20 protein-coding genes are annotated in these 22,447 nt (G+C 38.1%); 7 read left to right on the top strand and 13 right to left on the bottom strand.

Features of this window, described 5'->3' with window-relative positions; genetic code table 11:
• Window positions 1–101: 101 nt before the first annotated feature.
• From yaaA to QCQ61_RS00870, 3 genes are all read right to left on the bottom strand, one after another.
• The gene (yaaA, locus tag QCQ61_RS00860; RefSeq protein WP_279448825.1) at window positions 102–863 is read right to left on the bottom strand and encodes a peroxide stress protein YaaA; all 762 of its coding nucleotides are present in this window, start codon (window positions 861–863) and stop codon (window positions 102–104) included.
• A 365-nt stretch (window positions 864–1,228) separates the two neighbouring features.
• Window positions 1,229–1,768: a DUF3124 domain-containing protein gene (locus QCQ61_RS00865; RefSeq protein WP_279448826.1), complete on the bottom strand. Its 540-nt coding sequence runs from the start codon at window positions 1,766–1,768 to the stop codon at window positions 1,229–1,231.
• 131 nt (window positions 1,769–1,899) lie between these two features.
• Entirely contained in the window at window positions 1,900–3,375 is a 1,476-nt protein-coding gene (locus tag QCQ61_RS00870; protein WP_279448827.1) for a potassium/proton antiporter, read from the bottom strand.
• A 360-nt stretch (window positions 3,376–3,735) separates the two neighbouring features.
• Here QCQ61_RS00870 and QCQ61_RS00875 point away from each other — a divergent pair, with 360 nt between their 5' ends.
• The gene (locus QCQ61_RS00875; RefSeq protein ID WP_279448828.1) at window positions 3,736–4,533 is read left to right on the top strand and encodes a HipA family kinase; all 798 of its coding nucleotides are present in this window, start codon (window positions 3,736–3,738) and stop codon (window positions 4,531–4,533) included.
• Window positions 4,511–4,894, top strand: coding sequence for a DUF3037 domain-containing protein (locus tag QCQ61_RS00880; protein WP_279448829.1), 384 nt, complete (start codon window positions 4,511–4,513; stop codon window positions 4,892–4,894). Before QCQ61_RS00875 ends, QCQ61_RS00880 begins: the two co-directional genes overlap by 23 nt.
• Window positions 4,895–4,977: 83 nt before the next feature.
• On the opposite strand, the gene QCQ61_RS00885 is transcribed toward QCQ61_RS00880, so the two are convergent.
• Window positions 4,978–5,355, bottom strand: a complete 378-nt coding sequence (locus QCQ61_RS00885; RefSeq protein ID WP_279448830.1) for a PH domain-containing protein — start codon at window positions 5,353–5,355, stop codon at window positions 4,978–4,980.
• A gap of 137 nt (window positions 5,356–5,492) precedes the next feature.
• Here QCQ61_RS00885 and QCQ61_RS00890 point away from each other — a divergent pair, with 137 nt between their 5' ends.
• From QCQ61_RS00890 to QCQ61_RS00905, 4 genes are all read left to right on the top strand, one after another.
• Window positions 5,493–6,170 carry a response regulator transcription factor gene (locus QCQ61_RS00890; protein WP_279448831.1) on the top strand — a complete coding sequence of 226 codons (678 nt, stop codon included), beginning with the start codon at window positions 5,493–5,495 and terminating at the stop codon, window positions 6,168–6,170.
• Complete coding sequence (locus tag QCQ61_RS00895; protein ID WP_279448832.1) at window positions 6,167–7,447, top strand: sensor histidine kinase; 1,281 nt, start codon at window positions 6,167–6,169, stop codon at window positions 7,445–7,447. The genes QCQ61_RS00890 and QCQ61_RS00895 overlap by 4 nt, the downstream gene beginning before the upstream one ends.
• Before the next feature lie 65 nt (window positions 7,448–7,512).
• Entirely contained in the window at window positions 7,513–7,956 is a 444-nt protein-coding gene (locus tag QCQ61_RS00900) for a PepSY-like domain-containing protein (protein ID WP_279448833.1), read from the top strand.
• A 2-nt stretch (window positions 7,957–7,958) separates the two neighbouring features.
• A complete protein-coding gene (locus QCQ61_RS00905) occupies window positions 7,959–8,408 on the top strand; it encodes a PepSY-like domain-containing protein (protein ID WP_279448834.1) in 450 nt (149 codons plus the stop codon).
• Window positions 8,409–8,490: 82 nt separating this feature from the next.
• Here QCQ61_RS00905 and QCQ61_RS00910 read toward each other — a convergent pair whose 3' ends face one another.
• The 5 genes from QCQ61_RS00910 to QCQ61_RS00930 all read right to left on the bottom strand — a co-directional run bounded on the left by QCQ61_RS00910 (window position 8,491) and on the right by QCQ61_RS00930 (window position 14,391).
• Entirely contained in the window at window positions 8,491–8,994 is a 504-nt protein-coding gene (locus QCQ61_RS00910; protein ID WP_279448835.1) for a DUF4251 domain-containing protein, read from the bottom strand.
• Between the two features lie 106 nt (window positions 8,995–9,100).
• Complete coding sequence (locus QCQ61_RS00915) at window positions 9,101–9,811, bottom strand: flavodoxin family protein (RefSeq protein WP_279448836.1); 711 nt, start codon at window positions 9,809–9,811, stop codon at window positions 9,101–9,103.
• Window positions 9,812–9,897: 86 nt separating this feature from the next.
• Window positions 9,898–10,299 carry a response regulator gene (locus QCQ61_RS00920; protein WP_279448837.1) on the bottom strand — a complete coding sequence of 134 codons (402 nt, stop codon included), beginning with the start codon at window positions 10,297–10,299 and terminating at the stop codon, window positions 9,898–9,900.
• A 135-nt stretch (window positions 10,300–10,434) separates the two neighbouring features.
• On the bottom strand, window positions 10,435–12,663 hold the full coding sequence (locus QCQ61_RS00925; protein WP_279448838.1) for a PAS domain-containing sensor histidine kinase: 2,229 nt from the start codon (window positions 12,661–12,663) through the stop codon (window positions 10,435–10,437).
• A gap of 96 nt (window positions 12,664–12,759) precedes the next feature.
• Window positions 12,760–14,391, bottom strand: a complete 1,632-nt coding sequence (locus QCQ61_RS00930; RefSeq protein WP_279448839.1) for an ABC-F family ATP-binding cassette domain-containing protein — start codon at window positions 14,389–14,391, stop codon at window positions 12,760–12,762.
• A 356-nt stretch (window positions 14,392–14,747) separates the two neighbouring features.
• Between QCQ61_RS00930 and QCQ61_RS00935 the strand changes: the two genes are divergently transcribed.
• Window positions 14,748–15,056: an STAS domain-containing protein gene (locus QCQ61_RS00935; RefSeq protein WP_279448840.1), complete on the top strand. Its 309-nt coding sequence runs from the start codon at window positions 14,748–14,750 to the stop codon at window positions 15,054–15,056.
• A 939-nt stretch (window positions 15,057–15,995) separates the two neighbouring features.
• Here QCQ61_RS00935 and QCQ61_RS00940 read toward each other — a convergent pair.
• From QCQ61_RS00940 to QCQ61_RS00955, 4 genes are all read right to left on the bottom strand, one after another.
• Window positions 15,996–18,401, bottom strand: coding sequence for a TonB-dependent receptor (locus tag QCQ61_RS00940; RefSeq protein WP_279448841.1), 2,406 nt, complete (start codon window positions 18,399–18,401; stop codon window positions 15,996–15,998).
• Window positions 18,402–18,572: 171 nt separating this feature from the next.
• Window positions 18,573–19,112 carry a hypothetical protein gene (locus tag QCQ61_RS00945; protein WP_279448842.1) on the bottom strand — a complete coding sequence of 180 codons (540 nt, stop codon included), beginning with the start codon at window positions 19,110–19,112 and terminating at the stop codon, window positions 18,573–18,575.
• A gap of 144 nt (window positions 19,113–19,256) precedes the next feature.
• A complete protein-coding gene (locus tag QCQ61_RS00950) occupies window positions 19,257–20,132 on the bottom strand; it encodes a DUF808 domain-containing protein (RefSeq protein ID WP_279448843.1) in 876 nt (291 codons plus the stop codon).
• Window positions 20,133–20,253: 121 nt separating this feature from the next.
• Window positions 20,254–22,392 (bottom strand): S46 family peptidase, encoded by a 2,139-nt coding sequence (locus tag QCQ61_RS00955; RefSeq protein WP_279448844.1) that lies wholly within the window; start codon window positions 22,390–22,392, stop codon window positions 20,254–20,256.
• Between the last annotated feature and the right edge of the window lie 55 nt (window positions 22,393–22,447).

Genomic DNA, 22,447 nt, shown 5'->3' on the forward strand with positions numbered 1-22,447 from the left:
CAAATATAAAGTAACGTCTTTAATAATAAAATATATTTTCAGGAAAGCCGGTTTAATTAAAATTATGGCGAAAATGCTTTTGTACAACCTATCTATTTCTCTTAACGAATAAATACCGGCTCATTGGCGTTTTCGGTATATTCCTCGCTATATCCGTAGCCATCATAATCGAACGCCTTTAAATCGTCTGCAGTTTTTATAGCGTTGTCTATGGCGAAACGCGCCATACTTCCTCTCGCCTTTTTGGCGAAAAAGGAAATTATTTTAAGCTCCCCATTTTTAAAATCCTTAAACACCGGAGCAATAACCGGCACTTTTAGTTTTTTTGAATCAATTGCCTTAAAGTATTCTACGCTGGCGAGGTTTAAGAAAAGCTCATCAGCTTCCAATTCGTTATTTAAAGTTTCGGTAAGGGATTTTTTCCAAAAGGCGTATAAATCCTTTTTGCGGTTTACGGAGAGTTTGGTGCCCATTTCCAATCGGTAGGGCTGTATTAAATCTAAAGGTCGCAACAAACCGTACATGCCCGAAAGTATGCGAAGGGAATCCTGCAAAAGATCTATTTTTTGGGAAGGAATAGTATATGCATCTAAACCGGTATATACGTCGCCAGCAAAGGCGTAAATCGCAGGGCGGGCGTTTTCTTTGCTAAATGGAGTATTAAATTCCTTGTACCGCTGGTAATTGAGTTCGGCCAATTTATCACTGATATCCATCAACTTTGCAACTGCCTTTTTGCTTTTGCGTTCCAGTTTGTTATTGATTAATTCGGCTTCCTCCAAAAATTTGGGTTGGGTAGCGCGAGTGGTGGGAAGTTTTGATTCAAAATCCAAGGTTTTGGCTGGGGAAACTACTATTTTCATTACAATTATTTTGTTTCAAAAATAGCGAAAACTATTGGGATTTGTGATTCGTGGATTCGGGATTCGTGGATTCGGGATTTGTTAATTGGTTGATTCGTTAATTCGTGGATTCGGAAACATTTTTGTCCGATAAAAGTAATGACTAACTCTGGAAAACCCCATATTATATGTAGTCCCTACGGGACTAGGCATTGAGGAGGGTATTATTTTTTACCCATATTTAATGCCTAACGGCATACGGCTCCAGCTGGGCAAAATATTGGTAATCAAGAGATCGCGCCTAAACAAATGTCCCGTAGGGGAAAAACATGATTTTTAATCGGACAATACTGATTTGTGATTTGGAATTTGTGATTTGGAATTTTTCACTCCATCCTTCTCCCCACAGTAGTAAAACTCAATCCCTGCGAACTGCGCAACGACGTCATAATTGCTTCAAAATACGGTTCGGGGGTCGTGGCTTTGGTTGTCCATTTAAAAATAAAATTGGCACCGCTGCCGCCGTGGTTATCCCTTTCGTCTATTACAATTTCCACGGTTTCCAATGGATTTAAATAAATAGGCTGTTTAAAATAATTTCGAATTAATTCCCCTTTAGTGTTGTAATAATCAGCTTTTGAAATATAAATCGTATCGGTGTCGCTCACATTCCGAAGGCTAACCATAGCAGTTAAACTCTGCGATTGCTTCATCGAAATACTGTAAATATGTGAGTAAATGCTCAAATAGGTTTTTCCCGCCGTCAGCGAATCTTGTGTAGAAAGAAAGTCTTCGGAAGTCACATAGTGATCTTCCCAATGATTATAATTGTAGGTACTAATTTCTTTAGATTCTTCGCACCCTAAACCTATTCCCAAAAGGAAAACAAAAGCCGCAGCTCCAAATATTTTAAACAGTCTTTTCACAATGTATTACGGTATCTTAATTACACATTAAAACTACGGTTTTTTATTGATTTTGTACTTTATAACCCAAAAGTTCGCTTGTTTGCCAATCTTTTGTTTGCACTTGGAGGGCAAGCGCTATTGCTTTTTTGTTAAGCCGCAGAAAACTGTTGAATGTTTAAAGCCTTAAAAACTTTTTTGATTCCCTTTTTGTTTTCTGAAAGTACAATTAGCACATCGTCGGCATTTATCACGGTGCTGCCATTGGGGGTGATGTATTTTTCATTCCTTTTTATCATTGCGATAATGGCGGTTTTGGGGAATTCAATATCTACAATTTGTTTGCCCACAACTTTATTTCCGTTTGAAATACCTATCTCCCGCATCTCGGTTTTGGGGTGTTCTTCTAAAAATCGTTCGGAGGGGGTTCTAATTTTTTCTTCACTCGGAATACTCACGTTTAACCATTTTGCCACTACCGAAAGGGTTGTGCCCTGAATTAAAATAGAGGTAAGCGAAATAAAAAAAACAATATTAAACATCATATTCGCCTTGTCTATTCCCGCCAAGAGTGGGTAGGTTGCAAATACAATGGGCACGGCGCCACGCAAACCAACCCACGATATATAAAACCGTCTGCGCAACTTCATCTTAAAGGGAATTAAACTAATAAATACAGCCGCCGGTCGCGCCACAAATATTAAAAACAACGAAATAATTAGCCCTATGCCAATCACCGGTACAATCTGCGACGGAAACACCAAAAGTCCCAAGGTTAGAAAAAGTACAATCTGCATAAGCCACGCTAAACCATCGTACATTCTAAGGATGGTTTTTTTGTGAATTAAATATTGATTTCCTAAAAATACGGCACAGATATAAATGGCCAAAAAGCCGTTTCCACCCACAAAATCGGTTACGGAAAATGTTATAAACATCAAGGCAATTACCAAGACGGGATATAGGCCTTCAAAATCTAGTTTTATTCGGTTAATTACAATTTTGCTAATTTTCCCAAATCCAAATCCAGCTACGGTTCCGATTATCATTTGCTGAAAAAATAACGGAATCATCGCTGCCAGTCCCTTGTCCTGATTTACCACCAATCCCAAAAAAGCGATGGTTAGCACATAAGCCATCGGGTCGTTACTCCCGCTTTCCATCTCCAGCGTAGGCCGTAAATTAGCACGGAGCGCCAAATTTTTGGAGCGCAGAATTGAAAACACGGCAGCCGCATCTGTAGAAGAAACGATACTTCCCAACAGCAAACTTTCGTAAATGGTAAAATCGGTTACATAATAAACAAAGGTTCCCAAGCCAATGGCGGTTAAAAATACCCCCAAGGTAGAGAGCGCAAACCCTTCCTTCATAATGGGTTTTACTGCTTTCCAGTCTGTATCCAACCCCCCGGAAAAGAGAATAAAGTTTAATGAAATTATACCAATTAATTGGGCTATTTGCGGATCGTTAAAACTTATACCTATACCATCTTCGCCCGCCAGCATACCAATGCCTAAGAAAAGCACCAAGGTTGGCACGCCAAATTTATAGGATGTTTTTCCCGCTATAATACTTATAAAAAGTAAGATAGAGCCAACTAATAAAATGTTTTCTATGGTTAGATTCAATAGGATTCGGTTTTAATTCGCATTCTGCAAAATACAAATTTATCCCTTTAATAATAGTTCAATTTTATTTTAATAAGAATCATTGTTGTCCGATAAAAGTAATGACTAACTCTGGAAAACCCATATTATATGTAGTCCCTACGGGACTAGGAATTGACGGGGCTCTATTTTTTTACCCATATTTAATGCCTAACGGCATACTGCTCCAGCTGGGCAAAATATTGGTAATCAAGAGATCGCACCTAAACAAATGTCCCGTAGGGGAAAAACATGATTTTTAATCGGACAATACTGAATAAGAATATAAAACATCGCGATATATTTTCGGTAGCGTACACAAATAATCCTAATTTTGTACTAATGACAGCAAACAAAATAGAACTGCGCTCCGTAAACGTAACGCGCTATATAACGCCACTTCGCGAAGGAGGCTCCCTGCCTGCCTTGGCCGAAGCCGACGACGATTTTAAATACGTTTTAAAATTTAAAGGCGCTGGCCACGGAGTAAAAGCGTTAATTGCCGAATTATTGGGCGGCGAAATTGCGCGGACCTTAGGCCTAAAAGTTCCCGAGTTGGTTTTTGCCAGGCTGGACGAAGCCTTTGGCCGCAGTGAAGGCGATGAAGAAATTCAAGATTTATTAAAAGGTAGCCAAGGCCTAAACCTCGCCCTGCATTTTCTCTCTGGCGCGCTTACTTTTGATCCTGTTGTAACCCAAGTAGATCCTACCCTGGCCTCAAAAATTGTGTGGTTAGACGCCTATACCACTAATATAGATCGCACCGTAAAAAACACAAATATGCTTATTTGGCATAAAGAATTATGGTTGATAGACCACGGCGCAACGTTTTACTTTCACCACGCTTGGGATAACTGGGAGAAAGCTGCAATGAGCCCGTTTCCTTATGTTAAGGATCACGTGCTGTTGCCGCAAGCAGCTTTAGTTGAAGAAATAAACGACGAAATGATCGCCCTGCTCCCCGATGAAAAATTGCGCGAAATAACCAACCTCATCCCTGCCGAATGGCTTTCTTGGGAAGGCACCAACACAAATGCCGACGCAATTAGGGAAGTGTATTTTCAGTTTTTGGTACAACGCAGAAATAATGCAAACAACTTTGTAAAACAGATTCAACATGCCCGGGAAACACTTGTATGAATATGCGGTAATTCGTTTGGTGCCACGCGTTGAGCGCGAGGAATTTCTAAATGTGGGGATTGTTCTCTTCTGTAAGGGCGCCAAATATTTAAACTGTAAATATCAAATTAACGCCGAAAAACTAAAGCTTTTTCCCTGCGAACTGGAAGTGGAAGATTTTGAAAAAAACCTCCTTGCCTTTCAAAAAATCTGTTTGGGATTTAAAGAAGGAGGGCCGGTGGCACAATGGGAAACGCCAGATAGGTTCCGATGGTTAACAGCCCAACGCAGTGCTTCTATTCAAACTTCGCGACCGCACAGCGGCTTTAGCGATGATTTGGACGCTACTTTGGAAAGACTCTTTGAAGAATTGGTGCTTTAAAAAACCACAAATACTTTTGTTTACAACGAATACGCGAATATTTCCGGCTTATTCCAATGAGTGAACCCGTTAAAAACAAAAAGCTACAAAACTTTAGAAGCCAAATATTTCTGCACTTCGTAAATATCAATGCTTTTGTTGAATTTTTTACTCACCGTTGGCGTGTCTTCACTGCTAATCCAAATTTTTAGTTCGGCATCCAAATCAAAAGTGCCAGCAGTTTCCAGTGAAAAGCGCGAAATATGTTTGTAGGGCAAGCATTTATATTCGGCCTTGCTGCCCGTTATTCCCTGAACGTCTATTAAAATTAAGCGTTTATTGGTAAACATAAACACATCGCGAAAAAGCTTAAAACCCAATTCTACTACTTCCCCTTCAATTAAAAGACGGCGGTATTTTTCGTTTAATTTTTCTGAGGATACTTCGCTGGCATTTCCTAATATATTGTTGAATAAACTCATAATTTTTTCGAATTACTTATAATTAAAAACTCAAGTTTTAGCCGCACAGGCTAAACATTAGTTCAAAAATATGCGCAAAGTTTTTAATATTCCAAAAATTCCCAAATCTTTCCCATGTTAATTTCTATTTTTAGGCGATGAAAATCTTATTAGTCGAAGACGAAAAGGAATTGCGAAACACGCTTGTTGCTTCACTTCTAAAGGAACAATTTGTGGTAGAAACCGCCGAAAACTTTAGTGAAGCAATATCAAAAATTGCTATTTACGATTACGATTGTATATTGCTGGACGTTATGCTTCCCGATGGAAGCGGCCTAAACATCTTATCTGAATTAAAAGCAATGGGCAAATCTGAAAATGTTATCATTATTTCGGCAAAAGACGCTTTAGACGATAAGTTAAAAGGCTTGGAGTTGGGCGCAGACGATTACCTTACCAAACCCTTCCACATCGCCGAACTCAATGCGCGAATTAAAGCCGTGCTACGCCGAAAAAGCTTGGATGGTAAGAACAGTATTGAATTGGGCAACCTCATTCTTAATATAGATGAACGCACCTTAACTATTGAAAAAAAAGACATCCATTTAAATAGAAAGGAATTTGATATACTGAATTATTTTCTACTCAATAAAAACCGCTTAATTACTAAAACGGCCTTGGCAGAATATGTTTGGGGCGACCAAATAGACCAGGCAGATAATTTCGATTTTATATATTACCAAATTAAAAATCTCAGGAAAAAACTGCAACAATCAGAAGCCGATGTTAGTATAGAATCTATTTATGGTATAGGCTATAAATTAATAGAGAAATGAAACTTTTAAACCGCTCCCTTTTATATCTTTCCCTGGCTTTCTTTTTTATAATTGGAATATGGGCGATAATATTCTATTTTAATCTAAAAGATGAAATCCGCGATAGTATAGACGACGGTTTGGAAAACAACAAACTGCTCTTAATCCAAAAAATCCGTACCGATACTACCTTGCTTTCCCAAAATCAATTTGGTGGCAATAATTTTGAAATACACCCAATTTCAAAACAAACGGCGCTCCAACAACGAGATGTTTATAAAGACACTTTAATGTATCGCGCCAATGAAGACGATTTAGAGCCCGTGCGTATTTTACATTCGGCTATTAAATATGGGGATAAATATTACAAACTAAAGGTTATTTCATCCTTAGTAGAAGAAGACGATTTAATAGAAGATTCCTTTTGGAGCGTGGTCTGGCTTTTTGTAATCCTAGTGGGCAGCACTCTTGTGATAAACAACCTAATTTTACGAAAACTATGGAATCCGTTTTACGATATTTTAAAACGTTTGAAAAATTATAGGTTAGACAAAGAGGAATCTGTAATAAACACTCCCACAAAAACTGCCGAATTTCGTGAACTCCAACAAGCTTCCAATACGCTCATTCGGCATACCCAGGAGGTTTATACTTCGCAAAAACAGTTTACTGAAAATGCTTCGCATGAACTCCAAACGCCCCTTGCCATTATTTCCAATAAATTGGAGCTTTTATTGGAGTCTGAAAATTTGGTGCAAACAGATGCGCAAACAATAGCAGAAGTAATTACGTTGGTGCAACGGCTTACCCAATTAAACAAATCCTTACTGCTGCTGGCTAAAATTGAAAACAAACAATTTCCAGAACAATCTATTATCACTATTAATGAATTGACAAAAGAAAGCTGGAACAATTTTGAAGACTTCGCACAATACAAACAGCTAAAAATAAATTATGACGAAGCGGCAAAATTAAAAGTTATCATGGATCCTTCCTTAGCCGCTATTCTTATTTCAAATTTGATGAAGAATGCCATTTTTCACAATACAGCGGGCGGGTCTATTCATTTAAAATTTAACAAACACGAATTTTCAATTTGCAATACAGCAACTAATACTCCTTTGCAGCAGGAATACATTTTTACCCGCTTTCAAAAAGATGCGTCAAAAACACAAAGTACCGGACTGGGATTGGCCGTTTGCAAAGCAATTTGCGATTTTTATAATCTGCCCATCAACTATAGCTTTTTTGAAAACCAACACTGTTTTACAGTAAATTTTAAAAATATTCTCCCATAAAATAGATTCCAAATTCCTTCCAGATTTGCCTGTTACATTTGTTTTATAATTTAAAAAAAGAACTTATGAAAACAGTAACATTTTTAGCGGCAATTCTATTTGGAACCGCAACATTATTTGCTCAGGACATCCCTGAAGGCGATGTACCATCGGTAGTATTAAACAATTTTAAAAAAGAATTCGCTAAAGCCAGCGATGTGGAATGGGAACGCCAAGGTGAACATTATGTAGTAGATTTTGAAATTGGTTGGTTTAACGACTACGAAGCGTGGTTTGACGCCTCGGGAAATATGATAAAACATTCCGAAGAAATTTCTGAGGGCGATTTGCCACAGGCCATAAAAGAATCTATTAAAACCCAGTTTGTAGGGTACACAATAGACGATGCCGATAAAATTACCGAAAACAAAACGGAAACCTTTTTGGTAGAAATTGAAAAAGGAAATGATGAAAAACACCTTCACTTTTCAAAGGATGGAAAACTACTAACAAATACCAAAACTCAATAAATATGAAAACGTTTTCCTTAGCGCTTTGCGCCCTAGTATTGACCTTTTCGTCTTGCAGTAATAACGATGATGCCGAAATGGATACTACACTGTCTGAAGCCGAAATACCCGTGGAAATTAAAACATACGTGGATACTCATTTCGCGCCAAATTCAATAAATCGCGCTATACGTGAAACTGAAAATAACGAAGTTTCGTACGATGTGTTTTTGAATGAAAATATCATTCTCGAATTTAATGGCGATTTAGAAATTACGGCTATTGACGACGATTCGCAACTTCCCAATTCGGTTATTCCAAACTCAATTTTAGAGTATGTGGCACAAAACTATGCCAGCAATTTTATAACCGATTGGGAATTGGAAAACAACCACCAGCAAGTAGAATTGAATAATGGCACAGAGCTGGAATTCACTTTAAACGGAGAATTTATTAGAATTGACAACGATTAGCAACTATCGTTAAGATCACAGTCAATAAAAAAAGCGGCACTGGAATTTTCCAAGCCGCTTTTTATGTATTGTTTTATGAGGGTTATTCTGCAATTTGCACAACTTCGCCGTGATAATTAATTGCTTCCTTATTTCTATTTTTAATGGTAAGTGTGGCATACCCCGATTTTTTCACCGTTAGTAAAAGCGTGTATATTTCCGAATCATCTTGTACCCTAGCGGTTACTGTACTGGTATTTCCCTGCATTTCAATTGTAAATTCCTCGGGAGCTCCTTTAAAGCGCATCCCTTTATCTTTGCCCATTGCAAAAGCACTGTACGAACGACCATAAAATGGCATATTGCTAATAATTTCATCGGGAGTAAAGACTACGGAGTAATTGCTGCCTACCAAATTTTTTGAAGGTTGGCCCATAGGCAACATAGTGTTGGCAATAAATTCGAATTTCTTTGAATTTAATATAGTTGCTGTTTCACTTTCTTTAATTTTGGGAGCGAGTTGTGCTTTAGCGGTTTTATCCTGTGCTTGCACGCCTCCAAGAATAAAACAAAATAGCACTGTAAATAAAATATGTGGTGTTTTCATAATTATAATTTTTCTTTAAAGAAGCAAGCATTATGCCGAAATGAATTGGTTATCAAGTTTGCTCAATAAAAAAAATGATTGTTTTAATTGAAAAACAGCGATGACATTAGCGATATTCGGGGTTTTCAAAATTCCAACGTGTTCCGTCATCCCATTCTTCTCGCGAATTTCCGTATTTTGGATAGCCGTCCTGCTCCTTTAACATCTTTGCCAAATGAAGCAAATTATAAGTCATAAACGTAGTATTCCTATTGGTGAAATCGTTATTCTTTGCGTTGCTTTCTTCATCCCTATAGCTTGGACCCGGGCCGGCCTCGCCTATCCAACCACAATCTGCCTGCGGCGGAATACTATAACCCACGTGCTGCAAGGCGTATAAAATACCCATTGCACAATGCTTTATACCATCTTCGTTTCCAGTAATAATACAACCTCCTACCTTTCCATAAAAGCAATATTGTCCTTTTTTATTTTGAAGACTACTCATGGCGTATAACCGCTCAATTAGCTTTGATGCCACAGACGATTTTTCCCCCAACCAAATTGGCGTTCCTACAATTAAAATATCGGCGGCCTCCACTTTTTTCCATATTTCTGGCCAGGCGTCTTCTTTGGCGCCGTGCTCTGTCATATCTGGATATACGCCATAAGCCACTGGGTGATCTACAAATCGGATATTTTCAAATGTAACCCCCTCGGCTTCCATTATTTTTTGTGAAACATTTATAAGGCCTTGCGTATGGCTCATTCGAGGCGATTGTTTTAAAGTACAATTAATATAAAGGGCCTTTAAATTTGAAAAGTCTGGTTTTGTCATAAAAATATTCTTTAATGTGAACTCATTAGAAAACGGTAAGTGCTTCCCCTAAAATACTTAAAATTTTTAACTTGGCTTAAAACAGTTTATTCAGCAATTAGAATATTGCGAATACTTTCGGAAGACAGCGGTTTTGCCATTAGGCTATTTACAAATTCGTGTTCTTTGGCTCTTTCCAAATCTTGCTGCTCTATAGATGAAGTAAGGATATAAATAGAAAATTGCTGTTTTATTTTTTGCGAATAATTCTTGAAATGTTCCAAAAACTCCCAGCCCGATATTCCGGGCATATTAATATCTAAAAATAATACGGTAAGTGTATCCAATTGTTCGTTTAAATAGGCATCGTCTATAAACCGAAGTGCTTCCTCCGGATCCATAAAAGTTTTTATCTCCGTAGCAGAAGATACTCGTCGGCACGCCATTTCGCAAAGCATATTACTGATGCGATCATCGTCAACTATCATAAATCGTTTTGGTAATTTCATCAATATAATTTATAAAGACGTACAATCGCAATCTAAAAAAAGTCCTGTTGCGCTTTTGGTAATTCTATTCCGTAATTAAATATACTTAATCGGCGGAGTTAGCCGAATGTGTAATTGATATTTAACATTGCTTTATTAAACAAGGTGTTCAAATTCAATAGTAAACTCAGTTCCTTTGTTGAGCGTACTGGCAACTGATATTTTACCACCCAGTGTTTCAACTTGTGTTTTTACCATATATAAGCCCATTCCCCTGCCTTCTGTATTGGCGTGGAATCGTTTATACAGTTTAAACAACTCATGGCCTTTTTCATTCAAATTTATTCCGCTACCATTGTCCTTAAAGATTAAACGCAGCTTATCTTCAGTGAGCTGCGAACGTATTTCAATAACTGGCTTAACGCCTGCTCGTCGAAATTTAATACTGTTTGAAATAAGGTTGTAAAAAATGCTTTGCATATAACTTTTGATAGTGTTAAAACTATCTATAGCCGAAAAATCCGTGATAATCGTAACCTCCTCCTCGTTCAATAACCCACTAATACTAAGTTTAATATCCTGCGTTAAGTCTGAGAATACCACCTGCGATTTACGTTCTGAATTTTCCGTTTTTGTTTGCAGAATACTGTTTAGATCGGCGATTACGTTTTGAAGCCTATGGGCATCAGAGATAAGAGCTTCTCTAAGCATTTTCTTTACTTCTACACTGTGTGTTTCATCTTTTAGTTCTTCGGTTAAACCAATAATATTGGCAACTGGCGAACGAAGATTATGCGACACTATATACGAAAATTGCTCAAGATCCTTATTGCGCTGATGCAGGTCTGATATCATATTAAGGCGTTCCATTTCGGCCTTTTTTTCTTTTGTTAAATCGCGGAGAATACCTGAAATATACAAGGGCTTACCTTCATCGTCGTACTCATATCGCCACTCCGATAGTCCATAAGCTATTTCATTATTGGGTTTTATAAACCGAAAATTAAACGAGGCGCCTTCGTGTTGTGTAATGGCCTGATCAATAGATTTGGCGACAAACTCCCTGTCTTCGGGGTGAATAAATTTTAAAAATGCTTCCGGCGATGGAGTTATGCTGGTATCTGCCCCAAGAATTCTATACATTTCCTCAGACCAGTATTGTACATTTGTAGTTAGTTCTACCTCCCAACTTCCCACGCGAGCTACGGTTTGCGCAATTTTTAACTTTGCTTCACTGCGAACAATTTTATCGAGGGCATTTTTGCGCTCTGTGATATCCTGAAAACTCCCGTAAATTTTGGTACACTTGCCGTTTGTAAAAACCGCTTCGCCAATGGTCCGAACCCATTTTAAATTTCCCTTAAAAGTGCTAAACTGCAGCTCTTCATCCCACGGCCTGCCAAATTCTATGCATTCCTTAACGCGCTGCGCTATTATTTGCTGATTTTTTCCTTCAGTAAAAAAACCAATTCCGGTAGAAAGATCCGGTACGTAGTCTTGATCTACTTCGCGAATTTCCTTGGTTATATCCGACCAAAAAACAGTACCCTTAACTACATCTATCTCCCAACTGCCAATTCGAGCAAGTCTGTTAGATTTTTCCAAAAGTTTTTCCAGATGTTCCTTTTCGGTAATATCGGAAAGCATTCCCAACGATCCATTAAAATTACCCTTTTCATCAAAGATAGGATTGGCAGATACCTTTGTAATAATTTGTTTTCCGCTTTTAGAAACAAACTTGTATTCTAGTTGTTCGGCTATTCCTTTTTTTCTTCGCTTTAAAGCACTGAGCGCATTTTCTTTCTCGCCCGAAACCATAAAATCGTAATTGGTTTTCCCCAACATTTCAGCCTCTGTGTATTCAAGAATCTCACATATTTTTTTATTGACGAAAGTGGTCTTACAATTTTCGTCAAGCAGCCAAATTCCTTCCTGTGAAGTTTCTAAAATACGACGATATTGCTTCTCGCTCTTCTCAATTTCCTTTTTAGAGATTACTTGCTCGGTAAGGTCGTTTATAAAAAAAAGAACACCTATTATATCCCCATTCACATCTCTATAGGGCTGAAAAAGAAAGTCGACAAAAAATTGAGTGAAATTACCATTTCCTTCCCTGTCTATTTCAATAAGCATCTCTTTACCGGTACACACGCTGCCCGTTTGGTAAACCTTGTCTAAGATACTTACAATTCCCTGCGCCTTAATTTCGGGAAAAACCTCTGCCAATGATTTTCCTATTACATCAGATTTGCCCGTTAGTTGTAAATAAAGCGGATTAACAATTTCAAATACGTGATTGGCACCCTTCAGCATGCCTATGGCCGACGGTGCATTTAATAGCATTTCGTAAAACTGATCTTTCCTTTTATCGATGGCTCTTTCCATCTTTTTAACCTCCTTCTGCTTTTTTATTGCAATATACTAAAACTGAATACTTATTAGCAGTATTTGTAGCAAATTGATTAGCAATAAATTCCATGCCTATAAATCAATTTCCTTTAAGTTTTCAATTCTATTTCGCTGAAGGAAATCGTCTATGCTTTCAAAATGTTCTATTACCCGTTTGTCCTTAAACTCGAAAACTTTTTCCGATAGTCCCTGCAGGAAATCGCGGTCGTGGGAAACCAAAATCAAGGTGCCATCAAATTGAAGCAGGGCTTCTTTTAAAACATCTTTCGATTTTAAATCTAAATGGTTTGTAGGCTCATCGAGAATTAAAACATTTACGGGCTCTAACAACAATTTCACCATTGCCAAACGCGTTTTTTCACCCCCGGAAAGCAAGCCTACTTTTTTATCAATATCATCGCCACTAAACATAAACCGGCCGAGAATATTTTTTATCTGCGTTCTTATTTCGCCTTTGGCTACCTCATCTACTGTTTGAAAAACAGTGAGGTCTTTGTCTAAAAGTGCTGCTTGGTTTTGAGCAAAATAACCCACTTTGGCATTGTGGCCAAGGGCACATTTTCCTTCAAAATCAATTTCGCCCATTATGGCTTTTATCATAGTAGATTTTCCCTCGCCGTTTCTGCCCACAAAACTCACTTTTTGCCCACGTGAAATACTTAAATTGGCGTCTTTAAAAACCACCAGATCGCCATATTTTTTAGAGAGTCCTTCAACAACAACCGGATAATCGCCACTGCGCTGAGCCGGTGGAAAACGCAGAGCCAGTGCCGAAGTATCTATCTCATCAACTTCAATAAGCTGTAACTTTTCGAGCATTTTTTCGCGAGAGTTTACTTGGTTGGTTTTAGAATAGGTGCCTTTAAACCGCTCAATAAATTGTTGTGTTTCCGCAATAAATTTCTGTTGTTCCTCGTAGGCTTTTATTTGATGCGCCCTCCTTTCGGCACGTAATTGCAAATAGTGACTGTAATTGGCTTTATAATCGTAAATGCGGCCCATTGTAACTTCAATGGTTCGGTTGGTAATATTGTCTATAAATTTTCGGTCGTGCGAAATAACAATTACAGCCTTTGCCTTGTTCAGCAAAAAATCTTCCAACCAAATAACCGATTCAATATCTACGTGGTTTGTGGGTTCATCCAACAAAATTAAATCTGGTTTTTGAAGCAATAGTTTGGCCAATTCTATCCGCATGCGCCATCCCCCACTAAATTCTGAAGTTGGGCGGTGTAGATCGCTTCGTTTAAAACCTAAACCGCGCAGTGCCTTTTCAATTTCGGCCTCATAATTTATTTCTTCCAGCGCGTAATACTTTTCGCCCAGTTCGGCCACTTTGGTAATGATGTTCATATACGCATCACTTTCGTAATCGGTTCGGGTTTCGAGTTCTTTGTTTAAGCGGTCTATTTCGTCGCGCATTTCAAAAACCTGCTTAAAAGCCTTAGATGCTTCTTCAAAAACCGTTGCAGTATCGTCAGTTAATAAATGCTGCGGCAAATAGGCTATCACTGCATCTTTCGGGGCGCGTACATTGCCGCGCGTTGGGGTTTGTTCGCCAGCAATAATTTTCATCATTGTGCTTTTGCCAGCGCCATTCTTACCCATAAGGGCAATTTTGTCGTTTTCGTTTACCACAAAAGAAACATCGCTAAAAAGCGTATCGCCACTAAACGCCACCGCTAAACCATCTATTGAAATCATATGCCTGTATATATTTTTAAAATGTATAGGTAAAAAGACTTGAGACTTAAGTTTTTCTAAATGGTTAAAGCGCTTTTACTGCCTGCTCCTATTTACGTCTATGTCCTTTTTTTTAAAGGTTGCAAAACTATTAAAAAGAAGTGGATTGGCTAATAGCTTTAATAAGTTGTTGGCAATTTTAATTGAAATTAGCGCCAAAATACAGGGGTTATTTCGTAATATTCTTCGCACAATACAACGGCTGAAAATTGAGGAACATTTTGTAAATTCACTGTTTCGAAATTTTCTTCCCCAATTCAAAGTTGCCCACAAATTCCTACGCAAACCTATGTGATCATTAATTTAAATCACTTAGTATGAAATTGCATAGTTTTTTTACCAATCGGTTTTTGAGTTTAGAAGGCAAATTATACAGTGGCAATCTTACCGAAGTTCAGCATAAAATTGAAACTGCGCTAGATAAAACTTCTTCCCTAATCATAGATTTGGATTTACTCGAAAAATTTGATGCTGCCGGAGCCTATATGCTCTACATTACCAGTGAAAACGCCCGTGCGAACAATAAGGAAATTATCTTGTTTTGTAGGAAAAACAAAATGGTAAAACGTATTTTTTCATTTGTTGGCATCCGTTATTGCACTAAAATTCCAAAAGTTGCACTCTAGCTTAACGCTATTTGTTTTCTTACAAAAAATTGCATATGTTTACTTCTAATTAATAATGTTCAATTAAAAAACGTGTTTATGTACACGGCATTTGTTGAGTCGCTATCTTTAAATTACCATAATTTTGCCATCATTAGGTCAGAATATCGTTTGGCATTTTATATGTAGTTTTTAAAAGTTGGCAATTCTTTTATCGAACATCAATGTTTTAATTTTCAAAGTTTTCGCTATGCCCTGTTTAATTCAACTTTCTAAGAGCATTTGTAACCTAACGGGGCTGCGGAAATCATTAGTTTCATTTTTTAATTTGAAAATTATCTTCCCGAAGTAAGGCACACCTGCGAGTGTGCCGTAACGGCTTCTTTTTATTGTTTATTTCATCTACTGTTTTACACCATAAATTATGGTGTTTTAAATGCGTTGTAAATTTTATTCGCAAAAAGAGTAGCCCATATGTTGTGTTGCCAATTTAACTAAGATTGCACCATGGCTAACGGCTAAAGCCCAAAATTTTCCAATAAAGTTATAAATGCATTAAAAAAAAACATTGAAAAAACTGGAAGTAAAAAAATAGAAAAACGAAAATCGCTTGTTTGATTATTTTTTGGTTTGTATAGTTAGTTGATGATTAAAAGGGTTTGAGTCAAATTTGTTTATTGGCCGGCCCTTTTCTTCCTTTTACCCAAAGCGATTTAAAATAAAGAGCCCACACCTAAAATAGGCGCGGGCTCTTTTCAATTAATTGGGGAGATATAAGCCAAAAGGCCTATTCCAAAGATACATATTTTTAAATTCTAAAAGCTTTATTATGAAATCATTAACTAATTCAGTTTATAGATTTCAGGTTAAAATCATTGCTTTGGCATTCTAGGAAATTTCCTGTTATATCTTAAAAATACAAACGGTGTTTTAACTTTTGTAAGCTTTTAATTACAATCGCTAAAAATGTGCGGTTACCCCCAGAATAAAGTTTCTTCCTGCGCCAGAAATGCCAGAGCTGTACGGGCGGTATCGTTGATCGGTAAGGTTCTCTATTCCGCCGCTAACATCAAAGGTGTCTGTGAGTTTGTAAAGCGCCTTTAGATTAAGTGTGTACCACGCCGGGGCGTAAGGGTTGCCGTTGTTGTCTATTGCATAAATTTCAGTTTTGCCTTTTTCACCTTCGGGCAGCTCTTCAAAATCATATTGGCCTTGAAAATTCACATTCAGCTCCATACTCAATTTATTGGCTTTATAATTTAAACGCGATACCGCAAAAAATGGCGCTGCGTGCCGCGAGTTACTGGTTTTTCCATTGTCTATTTCTTCTTCGCCCTTTTGAAAATTTACATCGGTAGAAAACCCAAACCCTTTAGGCAGTTTTACCTCAACCCCTGCTTGTACCCCATAAACATGTGCCACAGCAGCATTTTGAATTGCTTGCACTTGGCTCAATTCACCTTGATATACAATACTGTCCTGCCCGTTTAATTTAAAATCCCTTCGTACCAAAGCATCTTTTAACGTAGTGTAGTAGGCCGTTACATCTACTTTTACGATATCATTAAAAACTTTTGCCACACTTAGATCGGCATTATAGGCATATTCAGGTTTTAAATCTGGATTTGGCACCACTACGCTGCCCGGTTCCGAATCAAAAACCTTTCCTACGTCATCTACATTTGGCGCTCTAAAAGCCGAGCCCAAATTAGCGCTTAACACCCAAGAGCTGCTTGGGCGATACACGCCGCCTATACTTCCGGTAAGCGCCCCATTTTTTAAACTGGCCTCGGTAAACGGAAACGGATAAAAAGAAGTATCGAATTCCGAATCTAACAAAACATAGTTGTACCGTGCGCCACCGCTTAGTGTAAAGTTATCCGAAATTTTAAATTCATCGGTAATATACGCTGCCAAAGATTGCCATTTAGAAGCAGGATAGCGCGAAGGCCCCTTTTCTGAAATAGCTGTTGAAATATCTGTCAATACCCCTTCAGAATTTACATCGTTTAGCACATATTCAAGACCATAAAAAAGGGTGTTTCTTTCTCCGGTAGCTTTAATAAAATCGATATTGGCAGAATACGCGCTAACTTCCTCCGCCTGTGTACTGCGTTCGGTTTTGTTAAAACCTCGGTCTATTCTACTTTCTTCAAACCATTGATGTGCCAAACGCAGGCTCATTTGGTCGAAAACCGAATTATTGGCAGTATGGCTAATACTAAGGTTGTTCATCATCCAGATTTGTGGCCCGTAATCCCATTCGGCATAACGGGGCGAACCATTGCGAAGGCGTTGGTGCCTGTCATATCTGCCATAAGGCGAAGTTTGAGAAAAATGAAACCCATACTGAAAATCCCAACGTTCATTAGGTTGAAAACGAATTTTCTGCATCATATTTATTTGCGAATAAGCCGAAGGAATTTGCAACAGTTTATCTTCTTGCGTAATTACCACATCGGTGCTGTCCTGCCGTTGTACGTAATAATCTTTTATATATTCCTCTGGGCCGTGGCTTCCTTGGCGTAAATTATCGTAATCCCATGACGTAATGCTGGTTACCAATGCCCATTTTTTAAAACCTAAATTTACATTAAAATGACCCGTCTTTTCGTTGTTAGCCGATGAATAGCGCAGATTGGCCTTGCCTGTTACCAATGGCGCATCAGTTAACGAAAATCGGGGTGTTAAGGTTTGAAAACTCATTACGCCGCCAATAGCATCGCTTCCATAAATTACGGATCCGGGACCAAAAAGTACTTCGGCACCTTCAATAGCAAAAGGATCTAAATTAATTATATTCTGGAGATTTCCGGAGCGAAAAATTGCTGTATTCATCCGTACGCCATCTACCGAATAAAGCAACCTGCTAGTTGCAAACCCGCGAATCATGGGGCTTCCACCTCCCTGTTGACTTTTTTGAACAAATACTTTTCCCGAAACACTTAAAAGATCTGCTGCAGTCTGCGGATTTTGAAGCGCAATATCCTTTGTGGAAATAGATATAATCTTAGACGGCACATCGTCGCTGCTTTGTCGCCAGCGCGAACCCGAAATTACCACTTCGTCTAAACTTAAATTTGAAACTTCCATCATCACTTTAAACCCGTCTGCCTGTAATTGGTCGTAACTTTTTATGAGGGTTTTATAACCTAAGGTGCGAATTTCAATCTGTTCATCATTTTTAAAAGCGGAAACATCTGCTTGTCCCTTTGCATTGGTGGTTACAAAATGTTTGGCATGGGCGCTGCTAAGCGTAACCAATTCTATAGGTTCATTGGTCTCTGCATCTTTTACGGTTATAGTTTGGGCATAGGTGGTTCCCACCAAACCCAACAATAGCCATAGTATATATAATTTTTTCATTGTTTTAATTTGGCTTGTTTTAGTTAACTAAAAATTAGAAACTACGATAAAAATACAGATTCCAAAAACCCACTGGCTCGGTCTGATTTTATATAAAAAACGCAGTTTCTTTAATACTGCAAACCATTTCTGTCTTAAAAAACGGCAACAATACTTTAAATAATATTTGTGCTAACCAAACTTGGGAGGGGGAGTTGGCGGACTAATAGACGCGGATACAAATGTAGTTTCGTGCATTATATCCTGATATATTTCGGCAGGCACAATAAATGAAGCAGCGTGCCAGTCTAAAAGTTCTGTGCAAAAAAAGGATTGCAAATAATGGTACAGATGTTTTTGATTATTTTTATTCTCCGTATCGGAGCCGAAAGCGTCGGCTACCAGTTTTTGAAGTTTTTTGTTTAAAGCCGTTTCGTCGTGATCCCACCAGCAGCGATAATAAATAGAATCTCCTTTTATTTCTTTGGAAACAATGTCGTACATCTGCCCGTTGTATTCAAATTCCTTTGCATGCTTCCACCGTAGTTTTGTTTGTGTTTCTTCTTTTGAAAACTTTAAAAGCACTAATTCCTCTTCGTCAATTCCAGCAATCATCTTCCACTTTATTTCGCGTTTTATACTCGATTTTTGATAGCGAAGAAACAAAAACATGCTTACCGCCGGAGCAAACATTACAAAGAGAAGTGATATGGCTACAAATTTTTTTTTCAACCTAATTAATTATGCGAATTCAAATGTCGTGAAATTGAAAGTTTTAGGCTACCCATAGCACAGATTATTGCTTTAGTCTTTAAAAATTTACGCGATCCAATTAATGCTGTCACACAAATTGAACCTTACGTCTTTATGCTGCTGTTATTTTTTATATAATTTCCAGATTTTCTTAAACCCCATCACCAGCAATAAACATATAAAACCCACAAGTAACCCAACAATAAATTCATTAATTATTGAAGGAATGTTCGGCAAGTAATGATGAACAAATTCAATATTGTGAACAAAAATACCCCCCGATACTAAAAGAAGCGCAATTGTTCCAATTACGGTAAGCGACTTAATTATCTTCGGCAACGCTTGCACCAAAAGCATCCCTAACCACTTTGTAAAACTTTTTTTATTCTTGCTGTATTTTATGAGTTTAAAACCCAACTCGTCCATACGCACAATAAGCGCTACGATGCCGTAAACACCTACTGTGGCTACTAATGCAATTAAGCTTACCACAATTATTTGGGTAACCAAAGCTTGTGTTACCACGGAGCCTAAAGCAATGATTATAATTTCAACCGAAAGAATAAAATCTGTTACAATTGCAGATTTTACGCGTTCCTTTTCAATGGCTAGAATTTCACTTTCAGTGAGGCCTTCTGCTACTAACGATTCCTTTGCATGTGCGTGGGGGAAGAAAAATTCGTATATTTTTTCAGCACCCTCGTACGCTAAGTATAAGCCGCCAAGTACCAGAATAACAGTTACTGCCGCTGGAAGAAAAGCACTTAACAAAAATGCGAGTGGCAGGATAATTAGCTTATTTAAAAAAGAACCCTTGGTAATTGCCCAAAGTACAGGAATCTCGCGCGCCGAAGCAAACCCTGAAGCCTTTTCGGCATTTACCGCCAAATCGTCGCCCAAAATGCCCGCTGTTTTTTTTGCGGCTACCTTACTCATTAATGCTACATCGTCTAATAGAACGGCTATATCATCTAATATTGCGAAAATTCCTGAAGCCATATTCTTAGATGTCCGTTATAGGTTGAAAAATTAATTTTGAAAACACAAAGAAAAACAAAACCCTGCAAATCTAACTAGTGATTTGCAGGGTTTTTATAAGCGAATGCTCTATTTTTTGTGACTATTTAGCCAAAGTCAATTCATCAATAATATGGCTTGCGCCTGCTAGTTTGTCTATTAAAAACAATACATATCGAATATCTACATTAATAGTGCGCTGCAATTGATCGTCAAAAATAACGTCGCCTGCCATTGCTTCAATATTTCCATCAAAGGCCAAACCTATTAATTCACCTTTTCCGTTTAGTACTGGCGAACCGGAATTTCCACCCGTAATATCATTATCGGTTAGAAAGTTAACTGGCAAATAACCGTCTTTGTCGGCATACTGACCAAAATCCTTTTTCTCATAAAGATCAATTAGTTCTTTCGGCATATCAAATTCGGCATCGCCTGGTTGGTATTTTGCAACTGTACCTTTTAAGGTTGTATAGTAATTTTTATCTGCATCGTTACGCTTATCTGCAGGTAATGCAATTACTTTTCCGTACGTTAATCGCAACGTACTATTGGCATCGGGATAGTATTTTTCATCAGGATTTTGTAAACGCATACCCTGCACCATCATTCTGTAAGCGCGTTCAAAATCGCTGTCTAATTGCTTTTCCTCTTCCGTTTTAAAACGGTACCGCGTTAATAAATCTACAGAGAGTTGATATAGCGGATCATTCTTTAAAACTTCGGCATCTGGATTTGCCATAAAAGCTTCAAGTTTTTCCTTGGTTTCAAAAATACTGTTCGAAAAAATAGTGTTTACATACTCCTTCCAAGCCGTTTCGGTGTTGTTTGCTGCGGCAACTTTCGCAACTAAAGGAGCAATATTTTCGGCTTTAGTTGAATAAAGCTTTAACTGTGCGGCCAAAACATCTTTTTCTAACGGTAGGTAGAGTCCGTCGTACAGATTGTTGATCTCCTCTTCCAATTTAGGTTTTACTTCGGCCTGCTTGGCTTCGTTTTGTTGCAAGTAATAGTCTATACCGCCACCGATACGATACGGAATAACCGCCATATTGGTTCTGAGTAACATTCTTAGGTAATTATCATGACGGCTGGCTTCGTTCGTCTTTTCATAATAATTATTAATTACCGGAATTACATCTGCGTATTCACCGTTGCCTTTCTTTTTGGCCCATTTCTGAAAAGCCTTTTCATCCTTTCGTTTGCTATCTGCGGTTTTGTGTTGTTTTAGCGCATCGATCATTCCTTGTCGATTTTTCCAATAATTGGCTGTGGAGGCATAGCTAGAAGCATAATCGAGCTTAACTTGCTGATCTTTATCCATATATTTCTTCATCACATCCATAGCTGTTTTTGAAGCTTCAACCCACGCGGGATATGCGTATTTTACGTTTTGCTCGATTCCGCCAGCAGGCATCCAACGGTTGGTTCTGCCCGGATACCCCATAATCATTGCGAAATCATTTTCCTCAAAACCTTTTATACTCGTAGTTAAGTGGTGTTTTGGCTTAAGTGGCACATTGTCCTCGGAGTATTCAGCAGGATTTCCATCTTTATCGGCATACACTCTAAACAGTGAAAAATCGCCAGTGTGGCGTGGCCATTCCCAGTTGTCGGTATCGCCACCAAATTTTCCAATGCTCGCCGGCGGAGTTCCCACCAAACGCACATCGTTGTAATCTTGGTAAACAAAATAGTAAAACTCATTGCCTTGGTAGAATGATTTTACCGAAACGGTATATTTTCCACCTTCGTTATTTTCTTGCTCAATTTTTGCAATCTCACGGTTAATGGTGGCCTCGCGTTCTGCCTCTGTCATTTTATCATTTACCAACGCCAAAATACGTTTTGAAACATCGTCCATTCTAACAAAGAAACGAACTGATAAACTTTTAGGTTTAAGTTCTTCGCTGTGATTGGCTGCCCAAAATCCGTTTGTTAGGTAGTCGTTTTCGGCCGTAGAAAGTTCTGCAATTTGGCTATACCCACAGTGGTGGTTAGTAAGCACCAAACCGCTATCTGAAATAATTTCGGCAGTACACCCACGGTTAAACTGTACAATGGCATCTTTAAGGCTGGCATTGTTTATACTGTAAATTTCTTCGGCAGTAAGTTGAAGACCCATTTTTTGCATATCCCGGTAATTTAACCGTTCTATATGCATTAAAAACCACATACCTTCATTGGCCTGAACAGGCATTACAAAGGCTGTTAGCAGGAAGCAAATAATTAATTTTTTCATTATTAAAAGATGTTTTTATTTATAAAAAAGCGATAAATAATAGGCTGCATGCACT

It is taken from the genome of Aequorivita marisscotiae (genome assembly GCF_029814825.1).
Lineage (GTDB): Bacteria > Bacteroidota > Bacteroidia > Flavobacteriales > Flavobacteriaceae > Aequorivita > Aequorivita marisscotiae.